The following is a 23,290-nucleotide window of genomic DNA, read 5'->3' on the forward strand; positions in this document are numbered from 1 at the left end:
CGAATTTAAAGAGATTTGAGGCTACTTCGGTGTCTGTGAAGAAATATTTAAAAGCAGATTTGGCTGTTCAAGTGATTAAGGACAATTTTGAAAATTAAAAATGAATAACAGGAATTACAAATATAACTAGATATAACACGTTGAGATCAGTTGTATAAAACTTAACTCTAAAAGAGGTGGGAAGAGTCTACAACTATAGAACTTAAATATTGGGGTAAAAAAAATAGTGAGATTAAATCTCACTATTTTTTTTAAAACTGATGCAACCAATCGCGCTTGTTATGGAAGTCAGCCTCAGGACTACTATGCTGCATCGCATAATAATGTTTAGCTTGCGATGTGTTTAATACAGCGGATAAGCCAATAAAAATATCCTGCCATTTCAATTTATGTTTTAACATAAACTCCGTTAGATCAAGGCTCACATTTAAACCATAGTGCGTCTTTTTGAGTGAATTCAGTTCTATGTCATAAGCTGCTTGCGGTGGCATATCTTCAGGGTAACGATACTCTTCAAATTGATACGCTTGCCAAGCTTGAGAAGGGGAGAGATTGACTTCACGATAAAAGTCCTGATCTTTCACCCCAATGAAAATTTCAAAGCAGGTTTCTTCCCAAAGAAAATCTCGTCGTGGATGTCCAGCTACAATTTCCGGATAGACTAAGTATTGATTTGGGTCACGTAACCAATAGCCCACATTTAGTGTATATGGACTCACTTGTTCAATTGCACCAACCAAGGAGATATCAAAGTAACGGTCAAAAGAATTTAGTTCGTAACTTGCCATTCAATGCAACTCAAATTAATTAGAAAGATGTGCGTGGCGAACAAGATTCGAAAGTTTAGGATTTTGTTTTGCCGCTTTCTTGTATAAAAGTGCAATTTTTCCAATGGTTTGAACAACTTCTGCACCAGTAACTTTGGCGATTTCAGTAATGACTGCTGCACGAGCATCACGATCTTCACCGCCAATTTTTACTTTAATTAACTCATGATCATTTAAAGCACGTTGAGTTTCTTCAATGACATTTTCAGTTAAACCTTGACCACCTAACATTACCACTGGGTTAAGTGCATGTCCGATTTGACGCAAACGTTTGCGTTCCTGAATTGATAAAGCCGCCATAAAGATAACCTAATTTTAAAAACGACTTAGTATAGCAAATCAGGAGATCAAACGCTTATGTTTCTCAGAAATAATCGATCAACTTAAATCAAAAAAACATAAACGATAATCTTGAATTAGATACAGATGAATACTGCAAGGGGGATAAAATTCACGTACAATAAAAAGTTAGAAGATTACGTGTATTTAAAGAGTTATGGCAACACGCATTACCAATCAGAAGTTATCCAAAAGTAGTCGTGCGTGGATGAGAGAGCATTTAGATGACCCGTTTGTGAAAAAAGCACAAAAGGAAGGTTATCGTGCGCGTGCTGCATATAAATTGCTTGAAATCCAAGAGAAATACAAAATCATTAAACCTGGTATGACTGTTGTAGACCTTGGTGCTGCACCTGGTAGTTGGTCCCAAATCGCTGGAAAATTAGTGGGTGATAAAGGTTTAGTGATTGCATCAGATATTTTGGAAATGGATGCACTTCCAGATGTGACGTTCCTGCAAGGAGACTTTCGAGAAGAGGAAGTTTTCGAAAAATTGTTAAATATTTTAAATGGACGAACTGTAGACGTTGTAATTTCAGATATGGCCCCCAATACATCAGGTAATAAGGCCGTTGATCAACCTCGACAAATTTATTTGTGTGAACTTGCATTAGACTTTGCCAATAAAGTTTTAGGTCCGAAAGGACAGTTTGTTGTCAAAGTTTTCCAAGGAACTGGTTTTGACGAATTCCGTAAGGAAGTTGTAGACAGTTTTGAAGTATTAAAAACTGCAAAGCCTGCTGCCTCGCGTGCTCGTTCGAAGGAAGTTTTTTTAATTGGACAGGGCCGTAAAAAGAATTCGCAATAAAGTGACTTGCCAAGTCGCTAAAAAATGTGCATTTTGTACCTTTTGAATATTTTATTGCGAAATTGATTTACTCGCTTTTTGTTAAAGGTCACCCAATTTTGGGCATGATCAAATTAGATTGATATGGGAATAAAGCTTTGAGCGATCTCTTTAAGAATGCCGTTTTATGGCTTGTTATACTTGGTGTGCTGATATTAATTTTCAGCAACATTAGTGACCGTGATAAGCCTGCTGCATTGAACTATTCAGAATTTGTTGCAGCGGTTAATGCTGGTCAAATTAAACAAGTTACCATTGACGGTGAACGAATTAGTGGCGAAAAAGTAAATGGTTCTCCATTTGAGAGTATTCGTCCTGCGGTTCAAGATCCTGAGTTAATGCCGAATCTCATCAAAAATAATGTCGTTGTTGAGGGCACTGCTCCGCAACGTCAAGGTTTATTGATGCAGCTTTTGATCGCAAGCTTTCCAGTACTTTTAATCATTTTGTTATTCATGTTCTTTATGCGCAACATGGGTGGCGGTGCTGGTGGTAAAAACGGCCCGATGAGTTTTGGTAAGTCAAAAGCAAAAATGCTTTCAGAAGACCAAATCAAAGTCACTTTCACAGATGTTGCGGGTTGTGACGAAGCGAAACAAGAAGTCGTTGAAATTGTTGATTTCTTGAAAGATCCAACAAAGTTTAAGCGTCTTGGTGCTAGCATTCCTCGCGGTGTCCTGATGGTAGGTCCACCGGGTACAGGTAAAACTTTACTTGCGAAAGCGATTGCTGGAGAGGCTAAGGTTCCATTCTTTAGTATCTCAGGTTCAGACTTCGTAGAAATGTTCGTTGGTGTTGGTGCATCACGTGTACGTGATATGTTTGAGCAAGCGAAACGCCATGCGCCGTGTATCATTTTCATTGATGAGATTGATGCGGTGGGTCGTCACCGTGGTTCAGGTACTGGTGGTGGTCACGATGAGCGCGAACAAACCTTGAACCAGATGTTGGTAGAAATGGATGGTTTCGAAGGCAATGAAGGTATCATTGTTATTGCTGCGACTAACCGTGCTGACGTGCTAGATAAAGCTTTACTTCGTCCAGGGCGTTTCGACCGTCAAGTGATGGTTGGACTTCCAGATATTAAAGGTCGTGAGCAAATCCTGAATGTGCATTTGAAAAAATTACCTTCAGTGACTGGTGTGGATGTCAAAGTATTGGCACGTGGTACTCCAGGGTTCTCTGGTGCGCAATTGGCAAACTTAGTTAATGAAGCTGCATTATTTGCTGCACGTCGTAATAAAAATACGGTCGATATGCATGATTTTGAAGATGCAAAAGATAAGCTTTATATGGGGCCAGAGCGTAAATCAATGGTTCTACGTGAAGAAGAGCGTCGCGCAACGGCTTATCATGAAGCAGGTCATGCGATTGTAGCTGAAATGCTTCCAGGCACAGACCCAGTACATAAAGTCACGATCATGCCACGTGGTTGGGCATTAGGTGTAACTTGGCAGCTTCCAGAGTTTGATCAAACCAGTCATTACAAAGACAAAATGTTGAATGAGCTTTCTATTCTGTTTGGTGGTCGTATTGCAGAAGAAATTTTCATTAATCAGATGTCGACTGGGGCTTCTAATGACTTTGAACGTGCAACAAAAATGGCGCGTGCAATGGTGACTAAGTACGGTATGTCTGACAAGATGGGTGTCATGGTTTATGAAGAAGATGCTCAACAGTCATTTATGGGTAGTCTAGGTGGTCGTACTATTTCTGAAACGACTCAACTTGAAGTTGATCGTGAAATTCGCCGTATCCTAGATGAGCAGTACAAAGTTGCACGTGATATCTTAGAAAATAATAAAGATATTGCCCATGCGATGGTAAAAGCTTTGCTTGAGTGGGAAACGATTGATCGTGATCAAATCCGTGACATTATGGAAGGTCGCGAACCTCAACCACCTAAGGTATATGTGGCTGAGAATCCAATTGTAGATGTAACCCCTACAGATGGTCCTTCAACGCCTCCACCTTTACCAGCAAGCTAAAATGAAGGAGTCTCTTATGAGGCTCTTTTTTTTGTGTTGAAATTATCCCTCATGTTTAAATTTTACTTGATATCATGTAAATAGATTTTCTAGGAACATCAATATGCAACTTATCTCTTTACCTAATCAGATTCTTAAATGTGGTGCATTGGAACTTGATTTGTCAAAGCCTCATGTAATGGGTGTGTTAAATGTAACGCCAGATTCGTTTAGTGATGGTGGTAAACATAATAGTGTAGAGGCGGCACTAGAGAGAGCAAAGCAAATGATTGCTGAAGGGGCGAGTGTTATTGATGTAGGTGGTGAGTCAACTCGCCCTGGCGCATCTGTTGTTAATGTTCAGGATGAAATAGATCGTGTAGTTCCAGTCGTTGAAGCGTTGGTTAAATTGAATGTTGTGATCTCAATCGACACCTCACAACCAGAAGTGATTAAAAAGGCGGTTAAAGCTGGAGCGCATATTTGGAATGATGTCAGAGCATTAACAAAGCCACATGCTTTAGAAACAGCTGCGGAATTAGATATTCCAGTCATTATCATGCATATGCGTGGTGAGCCAACCACAATGAACCAGTTGGATCAATATGATGATATTACTTTAGATGTGATTTCAGAATTGCAAACTCGATTAGATGCAGCATTAAATGCGGGAATTAAACCTGAAAATATCATGATTGATCCGGGTTTCGGATTTGCAAAAAATGCACATCAAAACCTGAAATTATTAAAAGAGTTGTATAAATTAAATGAGTTGGGATATCCAATACTTTCTGCATTATCTCGTAAGCGATTTATTGGTGAAGCTTTAGGTGGTGTACCTGTCCATGAACGTGCAGTGGGTTCGGTGACGGGGCATCTGTTAAGCATACAGCAAGGAGCATGTATGGTCAGAGCACATGATGTAAAAGAAATGGTGCAAGCTATTCAAATTTGGGCAGCAATGAATAGTGTTGGTTAAATTAAAGGTTGATTTAAGACAGTGAAAATCATCAATGAAAATATTGGCTTAGTTATACTTTGATTAAAAGTGAGATTTACTCCTCGTTTTTATTGTTGGTTTAATGTCTAGCTTGTGTTATATAAGCTCGGTTTTTGTTAATGCTATTACTTGAGCTTTAATATGTTGAATGATGTACTTCTCCCGATGTTCGACGATGAATATTATCCTGATATTCTCGTGGCTGAAATTCAGCAACTCATTGAAAAATTCTCAAAGAAGGTATCTAAGGTGAATTCCGATGCTGAGATTTATCAAATCGCCAATGATATTGTGGCGGAAATTAATGAGATGAAACCTCAGTTCGAAGATCTTGACTCTTCTCTTGATGATGCAGCAGCAGACTATATTGCTGAGGCAATGATGATGGTCGTTCAGGAAGAGGGATTTTTGGATATCGAAATGGAAGAACTTGTCTCAAATAGAGAGTGGTAAATCGCTCTCTATTTTTTTGTGTTGTTATTGTTGTGGCTAAACGCTAGGCATAAAAAAACCAGCTTACGCTGGGTTCTTTATTTACACCATTATTCTCTATCAGAAGAATGGTGCCCGAGGCCAGACTCGAACTGGCACGCTTTGAGGGCGGGGGATTTTAAATCCCCTGTGTCTACCGATTTCACCACTCGGGCATGTGCGCAATAATAGAGGACACTTTTAAGCTTGGCAAGAGAAAATCGTATTATTTGCTTTCTTTTCAATCAACTTGCATTGATTAGATTAAAAATTATAACTTTGGGGGTGATGGTTTATGATATTTGGACATTAAATTGTCATCTGATTGCAATTTTAGCTTCATAAATACGGTTTAAGTTCGAAGTTAAAATAACTCGCCAATTCGTAAATAAAATGAAAAATAAAATCTCAAGACGCGCATTAATTAAAAATTCATTGGCTGGATTAGGTGCGATTTCACTGCCTGTTTCGATTACAGCATGTAATGGCGATGGTCAAACCAGCAATGAGCATAAAGTTGAATTTTTGCATGGAGTGGCGAGTGGAGATCCATTACAGGATCGAATAATTCTTTGGTCGAGAATAACACCTACAGATATGACGGCAACATATGAGTTAGATTGGGAAATTGCACTTGATGAGAATTTTTCAAATATTGTTCAGATGGGGGAAATCAAGACTTCTGCTGCTAAAGACTTTTGCTTGAAAGTCGATGTACTTAATTTGAGTGCCGATACTCGTTATTATTACCGATTTAAATATGGGCAGATACATTCTCCAATTGGTCGTACGAAGACCTTAGCAACCAAGACCAATGCGGTTAACTTTGCCGTATGCTCATGCTCAAATTATCCTGCTGGTTATTTTTATGTGTACCGTGAAATTGCGAAGCAGGACGTGGATGTTGTGCTGCATCTGGGCGACTATATTTACGAATATGGCAAAGATGGGTATGCAACTGAACAAGCCGAAAAGCTTGGTAGAACACTCGATGTGGATAATCAAAACGAGATTTATCGCTTAGAAGATTATCGAAAACGTTATGCAAAATATCGAACAGACCCTGATTTACAAGCGGTTCATCAACGTCATCCATTTATTCTGATTTGGGATGATCATGAGCTGACAAATGATGCATGGCGAGCTGGTGCGCAGAATCATCAACCTGATCTAGAGGGGGATTTCGTAGCACGAAGAACAGCAGCCTTATCAGCTTATTTTGAATGGATGCCAATTCGCGAAAAAAGCAATAACGATATTCTTCATATTTATCGTCAGTTTAATTTTGGTGATTTAGTTCAACTTAATATGCTAGATACACGTATGTTGGCACGAGATGAGCAACTGACTTTTGCTTCATTTATGGATGGTGAAAATCTAAGTGTTGAGCAATTTAGAGCGGCATTATTGAATGAGCAGCGACAGCTAATAGGGATAGATCAGTTAAATTGGTTGGCGAATAGTCTGCATAGCTCTCGCGCAATATGGAATGTATTGGGTCAGCAAGTATTGATGGCGAAAATGTTGGTACCTGCTGAGGTATTACAAATATTAAATGTCGCCAAAAGTGGAATGGTAGATGGCAACTTTTTAATTGAAGCTCAAAAACGTCTCATGGAGTTGGTTGCAATTAAGTTGCGTTATAAAAATAATGATCCAAGCTTAACTGACGCTGAATTATCAAGAATACTAACCGTGATTCCTTATAATTTAGACGCTTGGGATGGTTACTATGCTGAGCGTGAGCGTGTTTATGCTTTATATGAGCAGTACCAGAAGAAAGTTGTTGTGTTGGCTGGAGATACCCATAATGGGTGGGAGTCTGCATTACATCAACAAAATGGTGAGAAGGTGGGGATTGAATTAGCAACAAGTTCAGTTTCTTCACCAGGTATGGAGAAATATCTCAATTTACCTGAGAACTTAATGCAACAATTTGAACAAGTGTTTATCCAATTGATTGATGAATTAAGCTTTTGTAATTTGAATCAACGAGGCTATTTAAAATTGAGCTTTGATTCTACGCAATTGAGTGCAGATTGGCTGTTTTTAACAGATATTCATTCACAGGAGTATCAAGTTGATCAATTAAGATTGCACTCGACAACGTATGATACCAATTTGAATATAATTAAAGTAATGCAGCAAGCAAGTTGATCGTAGCGCTACATGATGCTATCGATATATTTTTCAATATCGGTATGCTTGTAGCGCATACACAATTTGTTTTCATAGTTCATCAAATGAACATAAAGTTGCGCATTTTTTTGTTTTTGTTCAATCAATAATTGATGCTGCTTTGAGTTTTTGGATGAAAAGATTAGTTTTAAGTAAAGCTTGAAATTTTGTTTATAACTCCAGAAAGCCACTCTGCGAATTTCTTGAATATAGTAATAGTTTTCTTTAGAAGTGTTTTCTCGGAATAAATTCTCTTTATAAAATTTAACGAAACCAAAATTCATAGCGAAATAAAACAAAATTCCCTGTAAGAACCAACTTTCCATAAAAGCGATATTTAAACTTTGTAAAAGAATGAGGATGGTCAGTTTGAATGGGGTATTTTTAAGTTGCTGGTAAGTTGAGATACTACTGTGCTTGATCTGTTTGAGGATGATTGGCGTAATCAGCATAAAAAATAACATGATACACAAAACAGCACTCCCACCAGATTGAAAGCCTTCTAAAAAAACAAGGTGTTGTTTAAGCAAAAGGGTTAACAAATATGAGCAAGGAAGGAAAATCATTAATGCAAGTGCAAGCGGGATCAGTTCTTTACGCTCATCTAGAATCCCTTTGGTCTTTAACTGACTATAGAGCAAGAAGTTTTTTTTAAACGCTTGAGGATATTGTTGTTTTAGTTCTTGAAGATATTGAGCAACTTGCTTATTTTGATTCATTTGAATATGAAATTCTGAAGATGAGTGATTATAGCAGATGAGTTTAAAGAAAATGCAGACATAAAAAAACCAGCTTACGCTGGGTTCTTTATTTACACCATTATTCTGTATTGGAAGAATGGTGCCCGAGGCCAGACTCGAACTGGCACGCTTTGTGGGCGGGGGATTTTAAATCCCCTGTGTCTACCGATTTCACCACTCGGGCTTAACAAGATGGAGGCGGAGGTCGGAATCGAACCGGCGTACACGGAGTTGCAGTCCGCTGCATGACCACTCTGCCACCCCGCCATGTCTTGTTGATGCGTATATTAACAAGCTCTGAAAAAAAAACAATAGTGCTTTTATTCGTATGTGCAGAAAAACAGCATATAACGGAAATTATTTAAAATATTCATGTAGAATGTGCGAAATTGATTCATATCAACACTTGGGAGATGTGCCGTGGCATTAGTTTTAGATGGTCGTGCATTGGCAAAACAAATTGAGGCTGATTTGTTAACTCGCGTAGAAGCGTTAAAAGCAAAATCAGGACGTACTCCAATTCTTGCGACGATTTTAGTAGGTGACGATGGTGCATCTGCAACTTATGTGCGTATGAAGGGTAATGCATGCCGCCGTGTTGGTATGGATTCACTTAAAGTTGAACTACCAAAAGAAACGACGACAGAACAATTGCTTGCTGAAATTGAAAAACTCAATGCAAATCCTGATGTTCACGGTATTCTTTTACAACATCCAGTACCAGCGCAAATTGATGAGCGAGCGTGTTTTGATGCGATCTCACTTGAAAAAGATGTGGATGGTGTTACTTGCCTTGGTTATGGTCGTATGGCAATGGGTGAAGCGGCTTACGGTTCTGCGACACCTGCAGGTATTATGACGATTCTGAAAGAAAACAACATCGAAATCGCAGGTAAGCATGCGGTTGTTGTAGGTCGTTCTGCAATTTTGGGTAAACCAATGGCAGCTATGCTTCTCGAGGCGAATGCTACTGTAACGATTTGTCACTCTCGAACACAAGACCTTGCTAGCTTTGTGAAGCAAGCGGATATCATTGTGGGTGCAGTGGGTAAAGCTGAATTGATTCAAAAAGATTGGATTAAACCTGGTGCAGTAGTTGTTGATGCTGGTTTCCATCCACGTGATGGCGGTGGTGTGGGCGATATTCAACTTGTTGGTATTGAAGATATTGCTTCAGCTTACACACCAGTACCGGGTGGTGTAGGTCCAATGACAATCACAACGTTGATTCGTCAAACAGTTGAAGCAGCTGAAAAAGCTTTAGGTTAATATTATCTCCCTCTCTTGCGCCGTATACGGCTCAGGGAGAGGTTCGGGGTGAGGGTATTGAGTTAGATAAATCCTCTCCCTAACCCTCTCCTTTAAAAAAGGAGGGGGAACTCTCTTTATTAATTTAGGTTTCGTATTTGAAACTCAAATTTTGCATATTTAAAAATAAAATCCAATGAGCTGTACTTTCCAATTTCCTAAAGCGCCTGAACATTTACTCAAAGCCTTACATGATGTGATTCCACATTGTGAACTTCATGCACAGCAATTGCCTGATACACCAATTTCACTTTGGCTCATTCCACCCGTTTTTCCAACCGATAAGCTAGATGATGAAGTTACTCGCCGTATTTGGAATGATACGCCATATTGGATTTTCTGTTGGGCATCAGGTTTAGCAATGGCACAATGGTTATTGGCTGAACCGCATCATGTGAAAGACAAAGTGGTTTTAGACTTTGGCGCAGGTTCAGGCGTAGTCGCGATTGCAGCGAAAATGGCAGGGGCAAAGCGTGTCATTTGCTGTGATATCGACCAAGTTAGTTTGGATGCGTGTCGTGCCAATGCTGAATTGAATGATGTTGAGCTTGAATATTTGGATGACTTATATAAAGCTGAGCAGGTTGATATCTTGTTGGCGGCTGATGTGTTGTATGACCAGTGCAATCGTTTCTTCTTAGATGAGTTTTTAAAATTTGCACCTGAGGTGTGGGTGGCGGATAGTCGTGTAAAAAACTTTAGTCATCCGAAGTATGAAAAGCTTGATGAACGCAGTGCAACGACATGGCCAGACTTGGATGAATCACCTGAATTTAGAAATGTCAGTTTTTATAAGACACTCAATGAAGTACATTGAGTGTCCTAAGTTTAGAGTGTGCAGTTAAAGCGAACGACTTGTAAGAGGCTAGGCTTAGTTTCTAAAGAAAGACGTGTATTGTAGTCTTCATTGCTGTATAGGCTTTGAGTGTTTGAGAGTCCGAATGATGTTCGTGATTGACCAATTTGAACCTGTTGAGTTTCTTGAGTTTTATAATTGGGATTAGCAATTTCATTTACACTCAAAATGGTGGTTTTATACTGTTGAGTATGTCCTAAAACTTGTTGGCAAGTGCGTTGCAATTTGTGTTCATCAATATTTTGGTTGGCACGTGCAGAGAGGGTATACGAAATAGTGGCAAAATTTTCTGATTTGTTTTCAATTTGATATCCTGTAGCTCCATTGTGCTGTCGCGGAACAGATTGACAGGCTGTAAGCATAAGTACGATTAAACAAGAGCCAATCATTTCTATTTTTTTCATTATTTGATCCTAATAAGCTGTTTAAATCAGTATGCCATAAGTGTGACAACTTATTGGTACTAATAAACGTTACTAAATACACTTTATTCAGTTTGTTTGAAGTAAAAAAAAGGTCACCGAAGTGACCTTTTTTCTCATCATATTTAAGCAGATTTAACCGCTTCTAAAAGCTCAGCTTGACGTTTTTTCAACGCTTCTGGTAAACGATCACCAAGTTTGTTGAATAATTCAGTGTGGCTTTCGAGTTCTTTGATCCATTGCTCTTTGTCTTGAGAAGTCACAAGGTCAAATTGCTCTTTCGTAAAGTCTGAACCAGTCCAGTTCAACTGTTCGTAAGTTGGAACACGACCAATTGGAGTTTCAACAGCGTCAGCACGACCTTCACAGCGATCGATAATCCACTCAAGAACACGCATGTTTTGACCGAAACCAGGCCATACAAAGTTGCCTTCAGCATCACGACGGAACCAGTTCACGTTGTAAATACCAGGAAGCTTGTTACCAGCAGCTGCAGCTTTCTCGCCAACTTTCTCACCCATTTCTAACCAATGTGTGAAGTAGTCAGCCATGTTGTAGCCAGCAAATGGAAGCATCGCAAATGGATCGCGACGAACAATACCTTGTTGACCAACAGCAGCAGCAGTTGTTTCAGAACCCATCGTTGCAGCTTTATAAACACCGTCAACCCAGTCAAATGCTTCTGAAATTAGAGGCACTGTGTCCGCACGGCGACCACCAAAGATGAACGCAGAGATTGGAACACCTGCTGGATTTTCCCAGTCAGCATCAATAGAAGGGCATTGACCAGCTGAAACTGTGAAACGCGCATTTGGATGAGCTGCTTTTTCTTCACCAGTATGTGGTTGACCTTTCCAGTTCGTTAGGTTGGCAGGTGCTTCTTTAGAAAGACCTTCCCACCATACTTCACCGTTGTCAGTCACGGCAACGTTTGTATAGATCACGTCTTTATGAAGCGTAGCCATACAGTTCGGGTTCGTCTTTGTATTTGTGCCAGGAGCTACACCGAAGAAACCTGCTTCAGGATTGATTGCATATAAGCGACCATCTTCACCTGGTTTGATCCAAGCAATATCGTCACCTACAGTTTCAATCTTCCAACCTTCATAACCTGTTGGTGGAATTAACATTGCAAAGTTTGTTTTACCACAAGCAGATGGGAATGCAGCTGCGATGTAGTGTTTTTCACCTTGTGGATTTGTCACACCAAGGATGAGCATGTGTTCAGCTAACCAGCCTTGCTGACGACCCATGAATGATGCGATACGTAATGCTAAGCATTTTTTACCAAGCAATGCGTTACCACCATAACCAGAACCAAATGACCAAATTTCACGAGTTTCTGGATAATGAACGATGTATTTTTCTTTGTTGCAAGGCCAAGCAACGTCTTTTTGACCTTCTTCCAATGGTGCACCTACAGTGTGTACACATGGAACAAATTCGCCATCAGTGCCTAGAACGTCATAAACAGCTTTACCCATGCGAGCCATTTTAGACATGCTGACTGCAACATAAGGAGAGTCAGTAAGTTCGATACCAATGTGAGCAATATGAGAACCTAAAGGTCCCATAGAGAAAGGTACAACGTACAAAGTACGACCTTTCATAGAACCGTCAAATAAACCGTTTAATTTTTCACGCATAACCGCTGGAGCTTCCCAGTTGTTAGTTGCGCCAGCATCTTCTTTGTTTTCAGAGCAGATAAAAGTACGGTCTTCAACACGAGCAACGTCAGAAGGATCAGAGTTTGCAAGATATGAACCAGGGTGCTTTTCTTGGTTAAGCGCTTGCATTGTGCCGTTAGCGATCATCAAGTCGATATAACGTTGATATTCTTCTGCGCTACCGTCACACCATTCAATTTTTGCTGGTTTTGTTAGTTTAGCAATCTCTTCCACCCAAGCAATAAGCTTAGGGTGACGAACGAATTCTGGTGCGTTCACTTGGGTCATGGTGAGGCCTATATCAAAAGTGTACAATGTGGTGTACAAATAATATCTAGATGCTGGTTTGCAGACTCTAGATTCAGTATGAAAAAAAAGTGGCTGTATTAAAGCATATTTTCTTAAAAAAAATAAGACCAAAGGCTTAAATAGTGCTTAAGACTTGTTTGGTGTTAAGTTTATGTAATTATTTGATATTTTTTTAAAAAATGAGTAATTTCTTATTCATTTTTAAATTTTATGTTTGGTATTTGTAGTTAAAATATTTATTTAAAATAAAAACTTAATTAAATTATGAGATCAATTCTCATCATCGAAAAATTAAATGAACATCATTTAAAAATTACATAAATTGGCTTTTAATTGAGTAGTAAATAGACGAAATTTTAAAGTAATTCAATTTTTAAAGCCATAAAATGAATTCAATGCTTAAGCCTTTGTCTATGATTTTTAATGAAAAATCTGGATTCCATGCCACCAATAATGATCAAATTTATGAGCAACTCATGCATTACTGGACAGATCTAGGTTTTGAAATACAAGTTTTTGATATTGCATCAGAAATGAGTGTTCAAGCACTCATTGAAAAAGTTCATCTTCGACATTTAAATCACGATAATCAGGGGGTGATTGTGGTTGCTGGCGGGGATGGAACGTTAAATTCTGTGGCTAATTATTTATTACATCAAACCATCCCTTTGGTAATTTTACCTTTAGGGACATTCAATTATGTTGCACGAGTTTTGAATATTCCTTTAGATATTCTCGAAGCTGCAAAACTGGTGGTTGAAGGTAAGCCTAAAGCGGTACATGTGGCAAAAATTAATGATGCCATTTATCTAAATAATGCGAGTTTGGGTCTTTATCCATTGTTTATTAAAAAAAGAGAGTTATATAACCAAAAACTAGGGCGTCTACCATTACATGCCTATACTTCTGGCTTAGATGTGTTGATTCGTGATCGTAAAGAATTAAAGTTAGAAATTGAGGTGGATGGTGTGAATTATGCAGTTAAAACTCCTTTATTATTTTTAGGCAATAACCAACTTCAATTAAAAGAAATGAACCTCAATATCGCTAAAACGGCAGAAGAGGGTCGGGTTGCGGGAGTTGTACTTGCTCGCACGGATAAGCTGAGTATTTTTAAAACACTCATCCAACTCATTCGTGGAAAATTAGATCAGGCAGCAGACGTATATAGTTTTAGTGCGGATCATGTGCGAATACGTTCTCATCAAAAAAAAATGACAGTAGCAATCGATGGAGAAATTATTCAACTGGATTCACCATTAGATATTCATGTTGAAAGAAATGCACTGACCTTAATGGTGCCACAATGATTTTACATTTGTCTGATTTGCATTTTGGAACTGAGCAACAAGACTGTTTAGATGCAATTGCTCACTTTGTTGCAGAACATTTGATCGAAGCTGTTGTGGTCAGTGGTGATCTCACTCAAAGGGCAAGATTTTCACAGTTTTATCACTGCAAAAAATTTCTAGAAGAACTTAATGTTCCTTATATTGTGATTCCGGGTAATCACGATATTCCTTTGTTTCATTTATGGCGCAGATTTTTAAGTCCGTTTCATCGGTATAAGTTGTTTTTTGGTGAAATGGAACAGACCTTAGAAACTGAGCATTTTTATATTATAGGAATCAATACAATTCATCCTAAGTACCATACGAAAGGTCGTATTACTGAGTTTCAAATTCAGGAAATTGATCAAAAAATGAAATTGGCTCCTCAAGATAAATTAAAAATTCTGCTTACGCATCAACCTTTCTATAGTGGTGATCACGGTATAAATATGTCTAAAGATCGTCCTAAAAATACTGAAAAAGCCCTAAAGACATGGGCAAGCTCAGGGTTGAATGCAATTCTACATGGTCATTTACATGTATCTGCTGTTTATGATCTGAATAAGATTTTCCAACTTAATGCTCAGCATCCAATATTGGATATTCATGCAGGTACCGCTACGTCACATCGTTTACATCATGACTTTTCTAATAGTTTTAATCTAATTGATGAAAAACTGAAGGTGCGTGAATATCGCTTTGATTCGAGATTCAAGAAATTTTATTTAGTTGCAAATCGGAATGAAGGCTAAATTATCGAAATGCCTAAAAAAAATACAAAAAATTAAATTTTTTTTCATTTTCCCCTTGAAGCAATTTTTTCCATCCCCACAAAAGTGACATCAAATAATTTTGGTGGTGATCTAAGGAAATTAAGATCACGACTATTAATCAAAAGACTTAGTCTGATGGAGTATTTTTATGAGCAACATTCGTCCATTACATGACCGTGTAGTAATTCGTCGTGTTGAAGAAGAAACAAAAACAGCTGGCGGCATTTTATTGCCAGGTTCTGCTGCAGAAAAGCCTGCTCAAGGTGAAATTATTGCAGTTGGTAATGGTCAGATCACTGACAATGGCGTTCGCGCTTTAGATGTAAAAGTAGGTGACAAGGTATTGTTTGGTACTTATGCAGGAACAACTGTGAAAGTAGATGGCGAAGAACTATTAATCATGAAAGAGTCAGATATTTTAGCTGTTTTAGAAGGCTAATTGATTCTTTTTAATACTACTCATTTAATCAATCAGATTTAGTAATTTTAATAATATTCGGAGTCAAATATGTCAGCTAAAGACGTTAAGTTTGGTGATTCAGCTCGCACAAAAATGATCGCAGGTGTGAATATCCTTGCAGATGCGGTTAAAGTTACACTTGGTCCTAAAGGCCGTAACGTTGTTATCGATCGTTCATTCGGTGCGCCACACATCACTAAAGATGGTGTTTCTGTAGCGAAAGAAATCACATTAAAAGACAAGTTTGAAAACATGGGTGCTCAACTTGTTCGTGAAGTTTCTTCTAAAACAAATGACATCGCAGGTGACGGTACTACAACGGCAACTGTTTTGGCTCAAGCAATTTTGAACGAAGGGATCAAGTCAGTAACTGCGGGTATGAACCCAATGGACTTGAAACGCGGTATTGATATTGCAGTTAAAGCTGTTGTTGCAGATATTAAAGCAACGGCTAAACCAGCATCTGATTCGAAAGCGATTGAACAAGTTGGTTCGATTTCTGCGAACTCTGATACGACCGTTGGTTCACTGATCGCTCAAGCGATGGAAAAAGTGGGTAAAGAAGGTGTAATCACTGTTGAAGAAGGTTCAGGCTTTGAAGATTCTCTAGATGTTGTAGAGGGTATGCAGTTTGACCGTGGTTATATTTCTCCATACTTCGCAAACAAACAAGATACATTGACTGCTGAATTGGAAAACCCATTTATCCTTCTTGTTGATAAGAAAGTAAGCAACATCCGTGAGTTGATTACTGTTCTTGAGGCAGTTGCGAAAACAGGTAAACCACTTCTAATCATCGCTGAAGATGTTGAAGGTGAAGCACTTGCAACGCTTGTTGTAAACAACATGCGTGGCATCATCAAAGTATGTGCTGTTAAAGCACCAGGCTTCGGTGATCGTCGTAAAGCAATGCTTCAAGATATCGCGATCTTAACTGGTGGTACTGTGATTTCTGAAGAAATCGGTATGCAGTTAGATCAAACAACACTTGAACATTTAGGTACTGCACACAAAGTAACTGTATCTAAAGAAAACACAGTGATTGTTGATGGTGCAGGCGATGCGAATCAAATTGCTGAGCGTGTTCAACAAATTCGTGCGCAAATTGAGGAATCAACTTCAGAATACGACAAAGAAAAACTTCAAGAGCGTGTTGCTAAATTAGCAGGCGGTGTAGCAGTGATCAAAATCGGTGCTGCAACTGAAGTTGAAATGAAAGAGAAGAAAGATCGTGTAGACGATGCTCTTCATGCAACTCGTGCTGCTGTTGAAGAAGGTGTTGTTGCGGGTGGTGGTGTTGCATTAGTACGTGCAGCTAAAGCACTTGACGGTGTAACGGGTATTAACGATGATCAAAACGTAGGTATCAACATCCTTCGTCGTGCGATTGAAGCGCCACTTCGTCAAATCGTATCTAACGCAGGTGATGAACCATCTGTAGTGATTAATGCAGTTAAAAATGGCGAAGGCAACTTCGGTTATAACGCTGCGACTGGTGAATACGGCGATATGCTAGAGATGGGTATCCTTGATCCAGCGAAAGTTACTCGTTCTGCACTTGAGCATGCTGCGTCTGTTGCGGGCTTAATGTTAACAACTGAGTGCATGATTACAGAGATCCCAGAAGATAAACCAGCTATGCCTGACATGGGCGGTATGGGTGGTATGGGCGGTATGATGTAATTCATCCCACAGCCTAAAAAATCCCCGCTTTAAGCGGGGATTTTTTTGTCATCTGTCTGATAAATATTTGAATACTATTGTAAATATTGAATAAAAGCCTAGTAGAGCGCTAATCTAATGGAACATTAACACCATGATTGGGGGTGATGATGTTAACTGTTCAAGAAAATCAAATCATAGAAGAAATTTATGAGGCTGCCTTAAAGCCACATCACTGGGAAAATGTTTTAAAACAGGTCGTGGAATTTACACAGAGTTCAACGGCGATCTTTACTTACTTTGATCAGCTTCGGCCCGAACAAAATTTTATTTACACCATTAATATCCCGATTGATGGAATTCAAAATTATCAAACGTATAACTTAGATGTCGTAGACATGCGTATTCACGGTCAGTTAATGAATACCTATGGATTAGAGCATGCCTATCAAATTGATTGTCGATCATATGCTGAAACAGATAATGAGGATTTGAAGAACTTTTATGAATATTGTTTAGTTCCTTCAAACATCTGTTATCTCAGTGGGGTATTGTTAGAGTATGGAAAATATAAATGGGGCGTGCTTGCGGTACATCGACCATCAGATGAAGCTGCTTATGATACTGCTGAATTACAAAGTTTAGAAAGACTCGCAAAACACTTTAGAAGAGCGATTCAAATTCATCGACAAATTAAGCTTCTTCAAAATGATAGAAGTAATTACACCGAAATTTTAGATAAGTTGAATGTGGGTGTGCTCGTCGTTCAATCTAATCTAGAAGTGAGATTTGTGAATCAGTATGCGAAGGATTGTTTGAATGATACGAGTATGATTGAAATAGATTTGCATAACAGATTAAAAATAATCGAGCCTTATAATGCTCAATTAAAAAAATTGGTGCAGAGCACATTCAAAAAGAATGAGCGTTATTCATTAGAGAGGCATGATCAAGAAGAAGTTGGGGGTGCAATGCAGTTATATAGCGATCGACATCAATCTGCTTACTTAATCACAGTCTCACCACTTAAGGTGCTGTCAGATTCAATGATCTTAGACAATAATCAAGTTGCATTATTCTTATCAAAAATGCAGGATCGAAAACGCTTGTCTAAAATATTACTGAAGTCAACATTCCAACTGACAGCTCGAGAAATTGAAATTTGTCAGCATTTTATGGACGATCAGCATCTTGAAAATATTGCTTTGAAATGTGGGATTACGCTGAGTTCACTGCGGACATATCTGAAAACGATTTATCAGAAGTTAGGATGCTCCTCACAAGCTGAAATGATGCGGATTTTGATCGAATTTATTGATGCTTTTCAGCATATTGAATAATCCCCCTTTAACGAAGATGTTGAAGGGGGGATAAAATTAATTCATTCTGGTCAGTGTAAATGTGCCTTCATCTGCTACGGTAAAGCTTAAACTTTGAGTAGAAATTTGTAATGGTAAGCCTAAATGCGCGTCTGTATTGGATAATCCAGCACAACCATTTGTATCAATGCTGAGGGGCGTGGTAACAAAGAGCTTGTTGTCGCGTAATTGATAACGACCATACTCAATACCAGGGCCACCACAAGGTCCGTCATATGGATCTGGTTGATCATCGCCAACAGCATCAACCATAATAAAAGTGTTATTAGAATTAAATACGAAAATTTGTTTACCACTTGAGGACTGCCATGCGCCTACAATTCCACTATTATTTCGAGGAACTCGCGTAAACTCTGCACTTTCATCAGGATTTTCAGCTTCAGAAATCTTAAGTATAGAACCATCAAAAGATAGTTTCATTGAACGCGATTCCCCATGATCGAGAAGTCCCCAATCTTCATTGGTATCAATCACAGGCGTAGTAATATTTATTGAAGAAGCGTATAAACTTCCACTTAGGGCATCTAGATTTATTTTGGCGTATTCCATGCCATTTGAAGAACTATTAGGCTCGTTCGGGATTGGTTCACCGAGCATATATTCGCCATTCTCTCCAATAAATAACACAATTTCAGACTCATCATTTTTTGCATACCATACGCCTTGAATATCTTTGAGCAGTGAGCTGCTAAAATGTTCTTTAGCTTGCTCTTCACTGACTACTATATTGGAGGCAATTTCAGGAATATTGATAATTTGACCTTGAAGTCGCTCTCTAAAATCACTTGTCGCATTGCTGAAATCAATCGATGTTGGCGAGAAATTTGAAACATCATCTGGGATTTGTATGGTCTCTTTATCCTCATCGATATCCAATGATTGTAAAAAAATCAGTAGATTGATAATTCTCTTGTTACGTTCATCTGCATTTAAATCTTCATTCACGAGTTCATTTGGTGTCACACGAGCTAAACCTTGTACGGTACCAATTTCGATATCACCAATTTTAAATGTAATGACATCTCCATCTCGATATTCAAACTCCCCATTTGCATTGGTCTTCTTCGCATTGTCATTATTGCCATTCACGATATATGTCGCACCTGCTACTGGGCTGTCAGTCAGTATTCCTATTTTAATCTGATCATCATTTTTTGCGGATTTATCCGAACCACCACAAGCTGCTAAACAGGTACTGAGCGCCAGTGTTATAAGAGCTTTTTTCATCATTTCCCCCAAATCATTCGTATTTTTGTACCTCGAATATAGTTTTAAAAAATTGAATATGACTATCCTCAAATTGGGAGGGGGTGATGGCATTAATGCTGCGTAATTTTAGAAATTTTTTACTTTTGAGAAATTGCGCATATTTTTTTTTGAAAGATCAGATAAGCGGTTCATAGGTGAGGGCTTCATATTTTCTTCTTAATTCGATCAATGTTGATCGTTTCTGTTATTAGTTCTTGTTTTTTTATTCATAGTCACTGAATATCAATTAAATTTTTATATATTTTAATGAAAACACTTTCTAGAATTCTTTTGACGGCTTAACGACTATGTTATCTAAGTTCTTTATTGAACGACCTATTTTTGCTGGCGTACTTGCGATTATTGTCATGGCAATTGGTATATTTGCGGTGATGAGCTTACCGGTAGAACGCTATCCTGATATTGCTCCGCCAAGAATTACTGTATCAGCAACTTACACAGGAGCTGATGCCGAAACAGTTGAGGAAAGTGTCACACAGGTCATAGAACAACAAATTAAAGGAATTGATAACTTACTTTATTTTAGCTCTACCAGTAATGCATCTGGGAATAGTCGAATTAGTTTAAGTTTTGAAAACGGAACTGATCCAGACACAGCACAAGTCCAAGTTCAAAATAGCATTAATGGGGTGATCAATCGTTTGCCTGAAGACGTGCAGCGTCAAGGGGTCAATGTCTATAAATCCTTAGGTGACACCTTTATGGTGGTGGGGTTATATGACACTACGAACCAAAGTAATAATATTGCGTTGTCAGATTATTTGGCTGATCACATTGAACCAGAAATTGCGCGTGTAGAAGGTGTTGGTGAGGTTGATGTCTTTGGTTCTCAATATGCCATGCGTATTTGGCTAGATCCGAACTTATTGAAACAATATCAGTTGATGCCTAGTGATATTCGTGCCGCAATTGAAGCACAAAATACACAAGTTGCTGCAGGTGGAATCGGAGATTTACCGACAGTAGCAGACCAGTATCTTAATGCAAAAGTTACCGCTGGATCACGACTAAGAACAGTCGATGAATTTAAAAATATCATTGTCAAAGCGACCCCTGATGGAAGTTTTATTTATTTAAAAGATGTAGCACGCATTGAGTTAGGTGCTGAAAATTATCAAGCTTTTAATACCATTAATGGATCACCTTCAGCAGGCTTGGCTGTTTCAATGTCATCTGGTGCAAATGCTCTTGCAACCTCAGCTAAAATTAAAGAAGTACTTGAGGACATTAAGAAAAAACTTCCTGAAGGCTATCAAATTGTCTACCCACGAGATAACACGCCGTTTGTTCAAGAGTCCATTAAAGAAGTTGTAAAGACCTTAGTTGAAGCCATTATCTTGGTCGTGTTGGTCATGTTTATCTTTTTACAAAGCTGGCGCGCAACACTTATTCCAACGGTCACGGTTCCAATTGTTATTTTGGGCACTTTCGCCGTCTTATTTGCGCTCGGAATGACCATCAATACATTGACACTTTTTGCATTAGTTCTTGCGATTGGATTACTTGTAGATGATGCAATTGTGGTGGTCGAAAATGTCGAACGTTTGATGCATGAAAAGGGGCTATCTGCAAAGCAAGCGTCTATCTTATCTATGCAAGAGATGACGGGGGCTTTAATTGGAATTACAGTGGTGCTAACTGCAGTATTTATTCCGATGGCTTTTTTTACAGGATCGACAGGAGTTATATACCGTCAGTTTTCAATTACCTTGATTGCAGCCATGTCACTGTCATTGTTGGTCGCGTTAATTCTCACACCAGCATTGTGTGCGATTATTCTTAAACCTAAACAACAAGAAGCAAAATGGGCGACATGGTTTAATACAAAAATGGAATCATTACGATTGCATTATCTAAAGTGGATTGAAAAAAGCCTGTCACTAAAATGGATCGTTTTAACCAGTTTTTCTGGGTTAATTGTGATTTTTGCTTTGTTTTATAAGTCGCTTCCAACCAGCTTTATTCCAAGTGAAGATCAAGGTTTTATCAGTGTCCAATTCAGTTTACCTGAAGGCGCACCTATGACAGAAAGTCAGCTTGTTGGTGAAAGTATTCGAGAGTATTTTCTTGAACAAGAAAAACAGAATGTTAGGTTGGTTCAAATTCGTTATGGACGAAATTTTTCAGGAACGGGTCAAAATTTAGGAACAGGATTTGTAGCATTACATCATTGGGATGATCGTCCAGGTGAGGCAAACTCTGCACAATCCATTCGTGAACGAGCGATGGAGTTCTTTAGAAAAGACAGTCGCGCTCGGATTATGGTGAGTTTGCCAGGTTCTGTAAGTGGTCTTGGCGATACAAACGGCATCGAGTTTTGGCTGCAAGATTTAAATGGACAAGGACGACAGTATTTAGAAGATCAATTTCAAGCGCTAGAACGACAGGCAATCAACTTCACGACTTTTGAAAATTTGGGCAAACGCTCTAATCCAGATAAAGCCAAATTGAAAGTGAATATCAATCAAAAATTAGTGATGGCGAATGGTCTTTCACAATCTGCGATTAATAGCACTTTGGCTGCAGCTTGGGGTGGTTCTTATGTGAACGACTTTATTGATCGCGGACGTATTAAACGCGTCATGATGCAGGGGGATGCCGAGTATCGTTCAAAGCCTGAAGATCTCAATTTGTGGTCTGTACGAAATAATCAAAATCAAATGATTTCATTTGGTAATTTTGCCACTGTGGATTGGGATGGAGGCCCTGATGTGGTGACTCGTTTCCAAGGTTATTCCGCGCTACAAATGGAAGCAGACACTGCAAAAAATGTGAGCAGTGGTGCTGCAATGCGTGATATCAAGTCTATGGTTGATCAATTGGACGGGGTTGGGCTAGCGTGGAGTGGATTATCGTTTCAAGAGCAACAATCGAGTACACAAGCCATTTGGCTTTATCTCATCTCTGTTGGCTTTATCTTTCTATGTTTAGCTGCCTTATATGAAAGTTGGTCGATACCTTCTGTTGTGATTGCTGCTATTCCATTGGGTATTGGCGGTAATATTATTTTTAGTTGGTTGGTCGGATTTCCAAACGATATTTACTTCCAAATTGCGTTACTTACGACGATTGGGTTGTCATGTAAAAATGCCATCTTAATTGTTGAATTTGCGGCAATGGCTCAGGAGCGTGGAGCTAACGCGATTGCTGCTGCTTTACAAGGTGCAAGTTTGCGCTTACGTCCAATTTTAATGACCTCGCTTGCTTTTGGTGCAGGGGTTATACCTTTGGTATTTGCTTCAGGTGCGGGTGCTGCCAGTCGTCAAGAAATTGGTGTCAGTGTCCTTGGTGGGGTAATTTTCGGCACAATTTTAGTTCTAGCCTTTATTCCCTTTATGTTTGTTATCGTTCGGAATATTTTTAAATATAAATCAAAATCAGCATCTGAAACTTAATGTGGTATCCGCAGTATAAAGAGTATGGTACTGCGGTTGATTTAATCCATTTTTAAATATCAGTTTTTGACAAGATCAATACGCACTAAC

Annotated in this window: 19 protein-coding genes and 3 tRNA genes; 13 read left to right on the forward strand and 9 right to left on the reverse strand. The window is 38.7% G+C overall.

What is annotated here, in order from left to right; genetic code table 11:
* Nucleotides 1-251: 251 nt before the first annotated feature.
* Both AC1M84_RS00060 and yhbY read right to left on the reverse strand, forming a co-directional pair.
* Nucleotides 252-788: a DOMON-like domain-containing protein gene (locus tag AC1M84_RS00060; RefSeq protein ID WP_092765927.1), complete on the reverse strand. Its 537-nt coding sequence runs from the start codon at nt 786-788 to the stop codon at nt 252-254.
* Between the two features lie 15 nt (nt 789-803).
* The gene (gene yhbY, locus AC1M84_RS00065) at nt 804-1,127 is read right to left on the reverse strand and encodes a ribosome assembly RNA-binding protein YhbY (RefSeq protein ID WP_481593194.1); all 324 of its coding nucleotides are present in this window, start codon (nt 1,125-1,127) and stop codon (nt 804-806) included.
* A 196-nt stretch (nt 1,128-1,323) separates the two neighbouring features.
* Between yhbY and rlmE the strand changes: the two genes are divergently transcribed.
* The 4 genes from rlmE to AC1M84_RS00085 all read left to right on the forward strand — a co-directional run bounded on the left by rlmE (nt 1,324) and on the right by AC1M84_RS00085 (nt 5,433).
* Nucleotides 1,324-1,974 (forward strand): 23S rRNA (uridine(2552)-2'-O)-methyltransferase RlmE, encoded by a 651-nt coding sequence (gene rlmE / locus AC1M84_RS00070; protein WP_179998526.1) that lies wholly within the window; start codon nt 1,324-1,326, stop codon nt 1,972-1,974.
* Nucleotides 1,975-2,111: 137 nt separating this feature from the next.
* Nucleotides 2,112-4,001, forward strand: coding sequence for an ATP-dependent zinc metalloprotease FtsH (gene ftsH / locus AC1M84_RS00075; RefSeq protein WP_035266907.1), 1,890 nt, complete (start codon nt 2,112-2,114; stop codon nt 3,999-4,001).
* 103 nt (nt 4,002-4,104) lie between these two features.
* The gene (gene folP, locus AC1M84_RS00080; protein WP_481593193.1) at nt 4,105-4,959 is read left to right on the forward strand and encodes a dihydropteroate synthase; all 855 of its coding nucleotides are present in this window, start codon (nt 4,105-4,107) and stop codon (nt 4,957-4,959) included.
* A gap of 162 nt (nt 4,960-5,121) precedes the next feature.
* Nucleotides 5,122-5,433, forward strand: a complete 312-nt coding sequence (locus tag AC1M84_RS00085; protein WP_035266912.1) for a DUF5713 family protein — start codon at nt 5,122-5,124, stop codon at nt 5,431-5,433.
* Between the two features lie 108 nt (nt 5,434-5,541).
* On the opposite strand, the gene AC1M84_RS00090 is transcribed toward AC1M84_RS00085, so the two are convergent.
* A tRNA-Leu gene (locus AC1M84_RS00090) sits at nt 5,542-5,627 on the reverse strand.
* A 217-nt stretch (nt 5,628-5,844) separates the two neighbouring features.
* Here AC1M84_RS00090 and AC1M84_RS00095 point away from each other — a divergent pair.
* Nucleotides 5,845-7,608, forward strand: coding sequence for an alkaline phosphatase D family protein (locus AC1M84_RS00095; protein WP_481594145.1), 1,764 nt, complete (start codon nt 5,845-5,847; stop codon nt 7,606-7,608).
* Between the two features lie 8 nt (nt 7,609-7,616).
* Here the strand turns inward: AC1M84_RS00095 and AC1M84_RS00100 are convergent, their stop codons facing one another.
* The 3 genes from AC1M84_RS00100 to AC1M84_RS00110 all read right to left on the reverse strand — a co-directional run bounded on the left by AC1M84_RS00100 (nt 7,617) and on the right by AC1M84_RS00110 (nt 8,636).
* Nucleotides 7,617-8,348, reverse strand: coding sequence for a hypothetical protein (locus tag AC1M84_RS00100; RefSeq protein WP_481593191.1), 732 nt, complete (start codon nt 8,346-8,348; stop codon nt 7,617-7,619).
* A gap of 119 nt (nt 8,349-8,467) precedes the next feature.
* Nucleotides 8,468-8,553, reverse strand: a tRNA-Leu gene (locus AC1M84_RS00105).
* Nucleotides 8,554-8,562: 9 nt separating this feature from the next.
* Nucleotides 8,563-8,636 (reverse strand) — tRNA-Cys (locus AC1M84_RS00110).
* Nucleotides 8,637-8,789: 153 nt separating this feature from the next.
* On the opposite strand from AC1M84_RS00110, the gene folD reads away from it, so the two are divergent.
* On the forward strand, nt 8,790-9,638 hold the full coding sequence (gene folD, locus AC1M84_RS00115) for a bifunctional methylenetetrahydrofolate dehydrogenase/methenyltetrahydrofolate cyclohydrolase FolD (RefSeq protein WP_092765931.1): 849 nt from the start codon (nt 8,790-8,792) through the stop codon (nt 9,636-9,638).
* Nucleotides 9,639-9,813: 175 nt separating this feature from the next.
* Nucleotides 9,814-10,494 carry a class I SAM-dependent methyltransferase gene (locus AC1M84_RS00120; RefSeq protein ID WP_481593190.1) on the forward strand — a complete coding sequence of 227 codons (681 nt, stop codon included), beginning with the start codon at nt 9,814-9,816 and terminating at the stop codon, nt 10,492-10,494.
* An 11-nt stretch (nt 10,495-10,505) separates the two neighbouring features.
* Here the strand turns inward: AC1M84_RS00120 and AC1M84_RS00125 are convergent, their stop codons facing one another.
* Both AC1M84_RS00125 and AC1M84_RS00130 read right to left on the reverse strand, forming a co-directional pair.
* Nucleotides 10,506-10,937 carry a hypothetical protein gene (locus AC1M84_RS00125; protein ID WP_481593189.1) on the reverse strand — a complete coding sequence of 144 codons (432 nt, stop codon included), beginning with the start codon at nt 10,935-10,937 and terminating at the stop codon, nt 10,506-10,508.
* Between the two features lie 143 nt (nt 10,938-11,080).
* Nucleotides 11,081-12,910, reverse strand: a complete 1,830-nt coding sequence (locus AC1M84_RS00130) for a phosphoenolpyruvate carboxykinase (GTP) (RefSeq protein ID WP_092765934.1) — start codon at nt 12,908-12,910, stop codon at nt 11,081-11,083.
* A gap of 407 nt (nt 12,911-13,317) precedes the next feature.
* Between AC1M84_RS00130 and AC1M84_RS00135 the strand changes: the two genes are divergently transcribed.
* The 5 genes from AC1M84_RS00135 to AC1M84_RS00155 all read left to right on the forward strand — a co-directional run bounded on the left by AC1M84_RS00135 (nt 13,318) and on the right by AC1M84_RS00155 (nt 18,497).
* On the forward strand, nt 13,318-14,241 hold the full coding sequence (locus tag AC1M84_RS00135; protein WP_180028129.1) for a diacylglycerol/lipid kinase family protein: 924 nt from the start codon (nt 13,318-13,320) through the stop codon (nt 14,239-14,241).
* Nucleotides 14,238-15,014: a metallophosphoesterase family protein gene (locus AC1M84_RS00140; protein WP_180028130.1), complete on the forward strand. Its 777-nt coding sequence runs from the start codon at nt 14,238-14,240 to the stop codon at nt 15,012-15,014. Before AC1M84_RS00135 ends, AC1M84_RS00140 begins: the two co-directional genes overlap by 4 nt.
* Nucleotides 15,015-15,183: 169 nt before the next feature.
* A complete protein-coding gene (locus tag AC1M84_RS00145) occupies nt 15,184-15,474 on the forward strand; it encodes a co-chaperone GroES (protein WP_004810787.1) in 291 nt (96 codons plus the stop codon).
* Nucleotides 15,475-15,543: 69 nt separating this feature from the next.
* Complete coding sequence (gene groL / locus AC1M84_RS00150; RefSeq protein ID WP_035266940.1) at nt 15,544-17,178, forward strand: chaperonin GroEL; 1,635 nt, start codon at nt 15,544-15,546, stop codon at nt 17,176-17,178.
* 149 nt (nt 17,179-17,327) lie between these two features.
* On the forward strand, nt 17,328-18,497 hold the full coding sequence (locus AC1M84_RS00155; protein WP_481588543.1) for a LuxR C-terminal-related transcriptional regulator: 1,170 nt from the start codon (nt 17,328-17,330) through the stop codon (nt 18,495-18,497).
* 36 nt (nt 18,498-18,533) lie between these two features.
* Here the strand turns inward: AC1M84_RS00155 and AC1M84_RS00160 are convergent, their stop codons facing one another.
* On the reverse strand, nt 18,534-19,763 hold the full coding sequence (locus AC1M84_RS00160) for a hypothetical protein (protein ID WP_481588542.1): 1,230 nt from the start codon (nt 19,761-19,763) through the stop codon (nt 18,534-18,536).
* A 329-nt stretch (nt 19,764-20,092) separates the two neighbouring features.
* Between AC1M84_RS00160 and AC1M84_RS00165 the strand changes: the two genes are divergently transcribed.
* Entirely contained in the window at nt 20,093-23,200 is a 3,108-nt protein-coding gene (locus AC1M84_RS00165) for a multidrug efflux RND transporter permease subunit (protein ID WP_481594146.1), read from the forward strand.
* Nucleotides 23,201-23,290: the final 90 nt, after the last annotated feature.

It is taken from the genome of Acinetobacter sp. 24-47-66, assembly GCF_056779755.1.

What these genes read in the sequence shown, in the direction of transcription:
- AC1M84_RS00060 (WP_092765927.1), bottom strand. Translation starts at nt 788, where the DNA reads ATGGCAAGTTACGAACTAAATTCTTTTGACCGTTACTTTGATATCTCC.
- yhbY (WP_481593194.1), bottom strand. Translation starts at nt 1,127, where the DNA reads ATGGCGGCTTTATCAATTCAGGAACGCAAACGTTTGCGTCAAATCGGA.
- rlmE (WP_179998526.1), top strand. Translation starts at nt 1,324, where the DNA reads ATGGCAACACGCATTACCAATCAGAAGTTATCCAAAAGTAGTCGTGCG.
- folP (WP_481593193.1), top strand. Translation starts at nt 4,105, where the DNA reads ATGCAACTTATCTCTTTACCTAATCAGATTCTTAAATGTGGTGCATTG.
- AC1M84_RS00085 (WP_035266912.1), top strand. Translation starts at nt 5,122, where the DNA reads ATGTTGAATGATGTACTTCTCCCGATGTTCGACGATGAATATTATCCT.
- AC1M84_RS00095 (WP_481594145.1), top strand. Translation starts at nt 5,845, where the DNA reads ATGAAAAATAAAATCTCAAGACGCGCATTAATTAAAAATTCATTGGCT.
- AC1M84_RS00100 (WP_481593191.1), bottom strand. Translation starts at nt 8,348, where the DNA reads ATGAATCAAAATAAGCAAGTTGCTCAATATCTTCAAGAACTAAAACAA.
- AC1M84_RS00120 (WP_481593190.1), top strand. Translation starts at nt 9,814, where the DNA reads ATGAGCTGTACTTTCCAATTTCCTAAAGCGCCTGAACATTTACTCAAA.
- AC1M84_RS00125 (WP_481593189.1), bottom strand. Translation starts at nt 10,937, where the DNA reads ATGAAAAAAATAGAAATGATTGGCTCTTGTTTAATCGTACTTATGCTT.
- AC1M84_RS00130 (WP_092765934.1), bottom strand. Translation starts at nt 12,910, where the DNA reads ATGACCCAAGTGAACGCACCAGAATTCGTTCGTCACCCTAAGCTTATT.
- AC1M84_RS00135 (WP_180028129.1), top strand. Translation starts at nt 13,318, where the DNA reads ATGAATTCAATGCTTAAGCCTTTGTCTATGATTTTTAATGAAAAATCT.
- AC1M84_RS00140 (WP_180028130.1), top strand. Translation starts at nt 14,238, where the DNA reads ATGATTTTACATTTGTCTGATTTGCATTTTGGAACTGAGCAACAAGAC.
- AC1M84_RS00145 (WP_004810787.1), top strand. Translation starts at nt 15,184, where the DNA reads ATGAGCAACATTCGTCCATTACATGACCGTGTAGTAATTCGTCGTGTT.
- groL (WP_035266940.1), top strand. Translation starts at nt 15,544, where the DNA reads ATGTCAGCTAAAGACGTTAAGTTTGGTGATTCAGCTCGCACAAAAATG.
- AC1M84_RS00155 (WP_481588543.1), top strand. Translation starts at nt 17,328, where the DNA reads ATGTTAACTGTTCAAGAAAATCAAATCATAGAAGAAATTTATGAGGCT.
- AC1M84_RS00160 (WP_481588542.1), bottom strand. Translation starts at nt 19,763, where the DNA reads ATGAAAAAAGCTCTTATAACACTGGCGCTCAGTACCTGTTTAGCAGCT.
- AC1M84_RS00165 (WP_481594146.1), top strand. Translation starts at nt 20,093, where the DNA reads ATGTTATCTAAGTTCTTTATTGAACGACCTATTTTTGCTGGCGTACTT.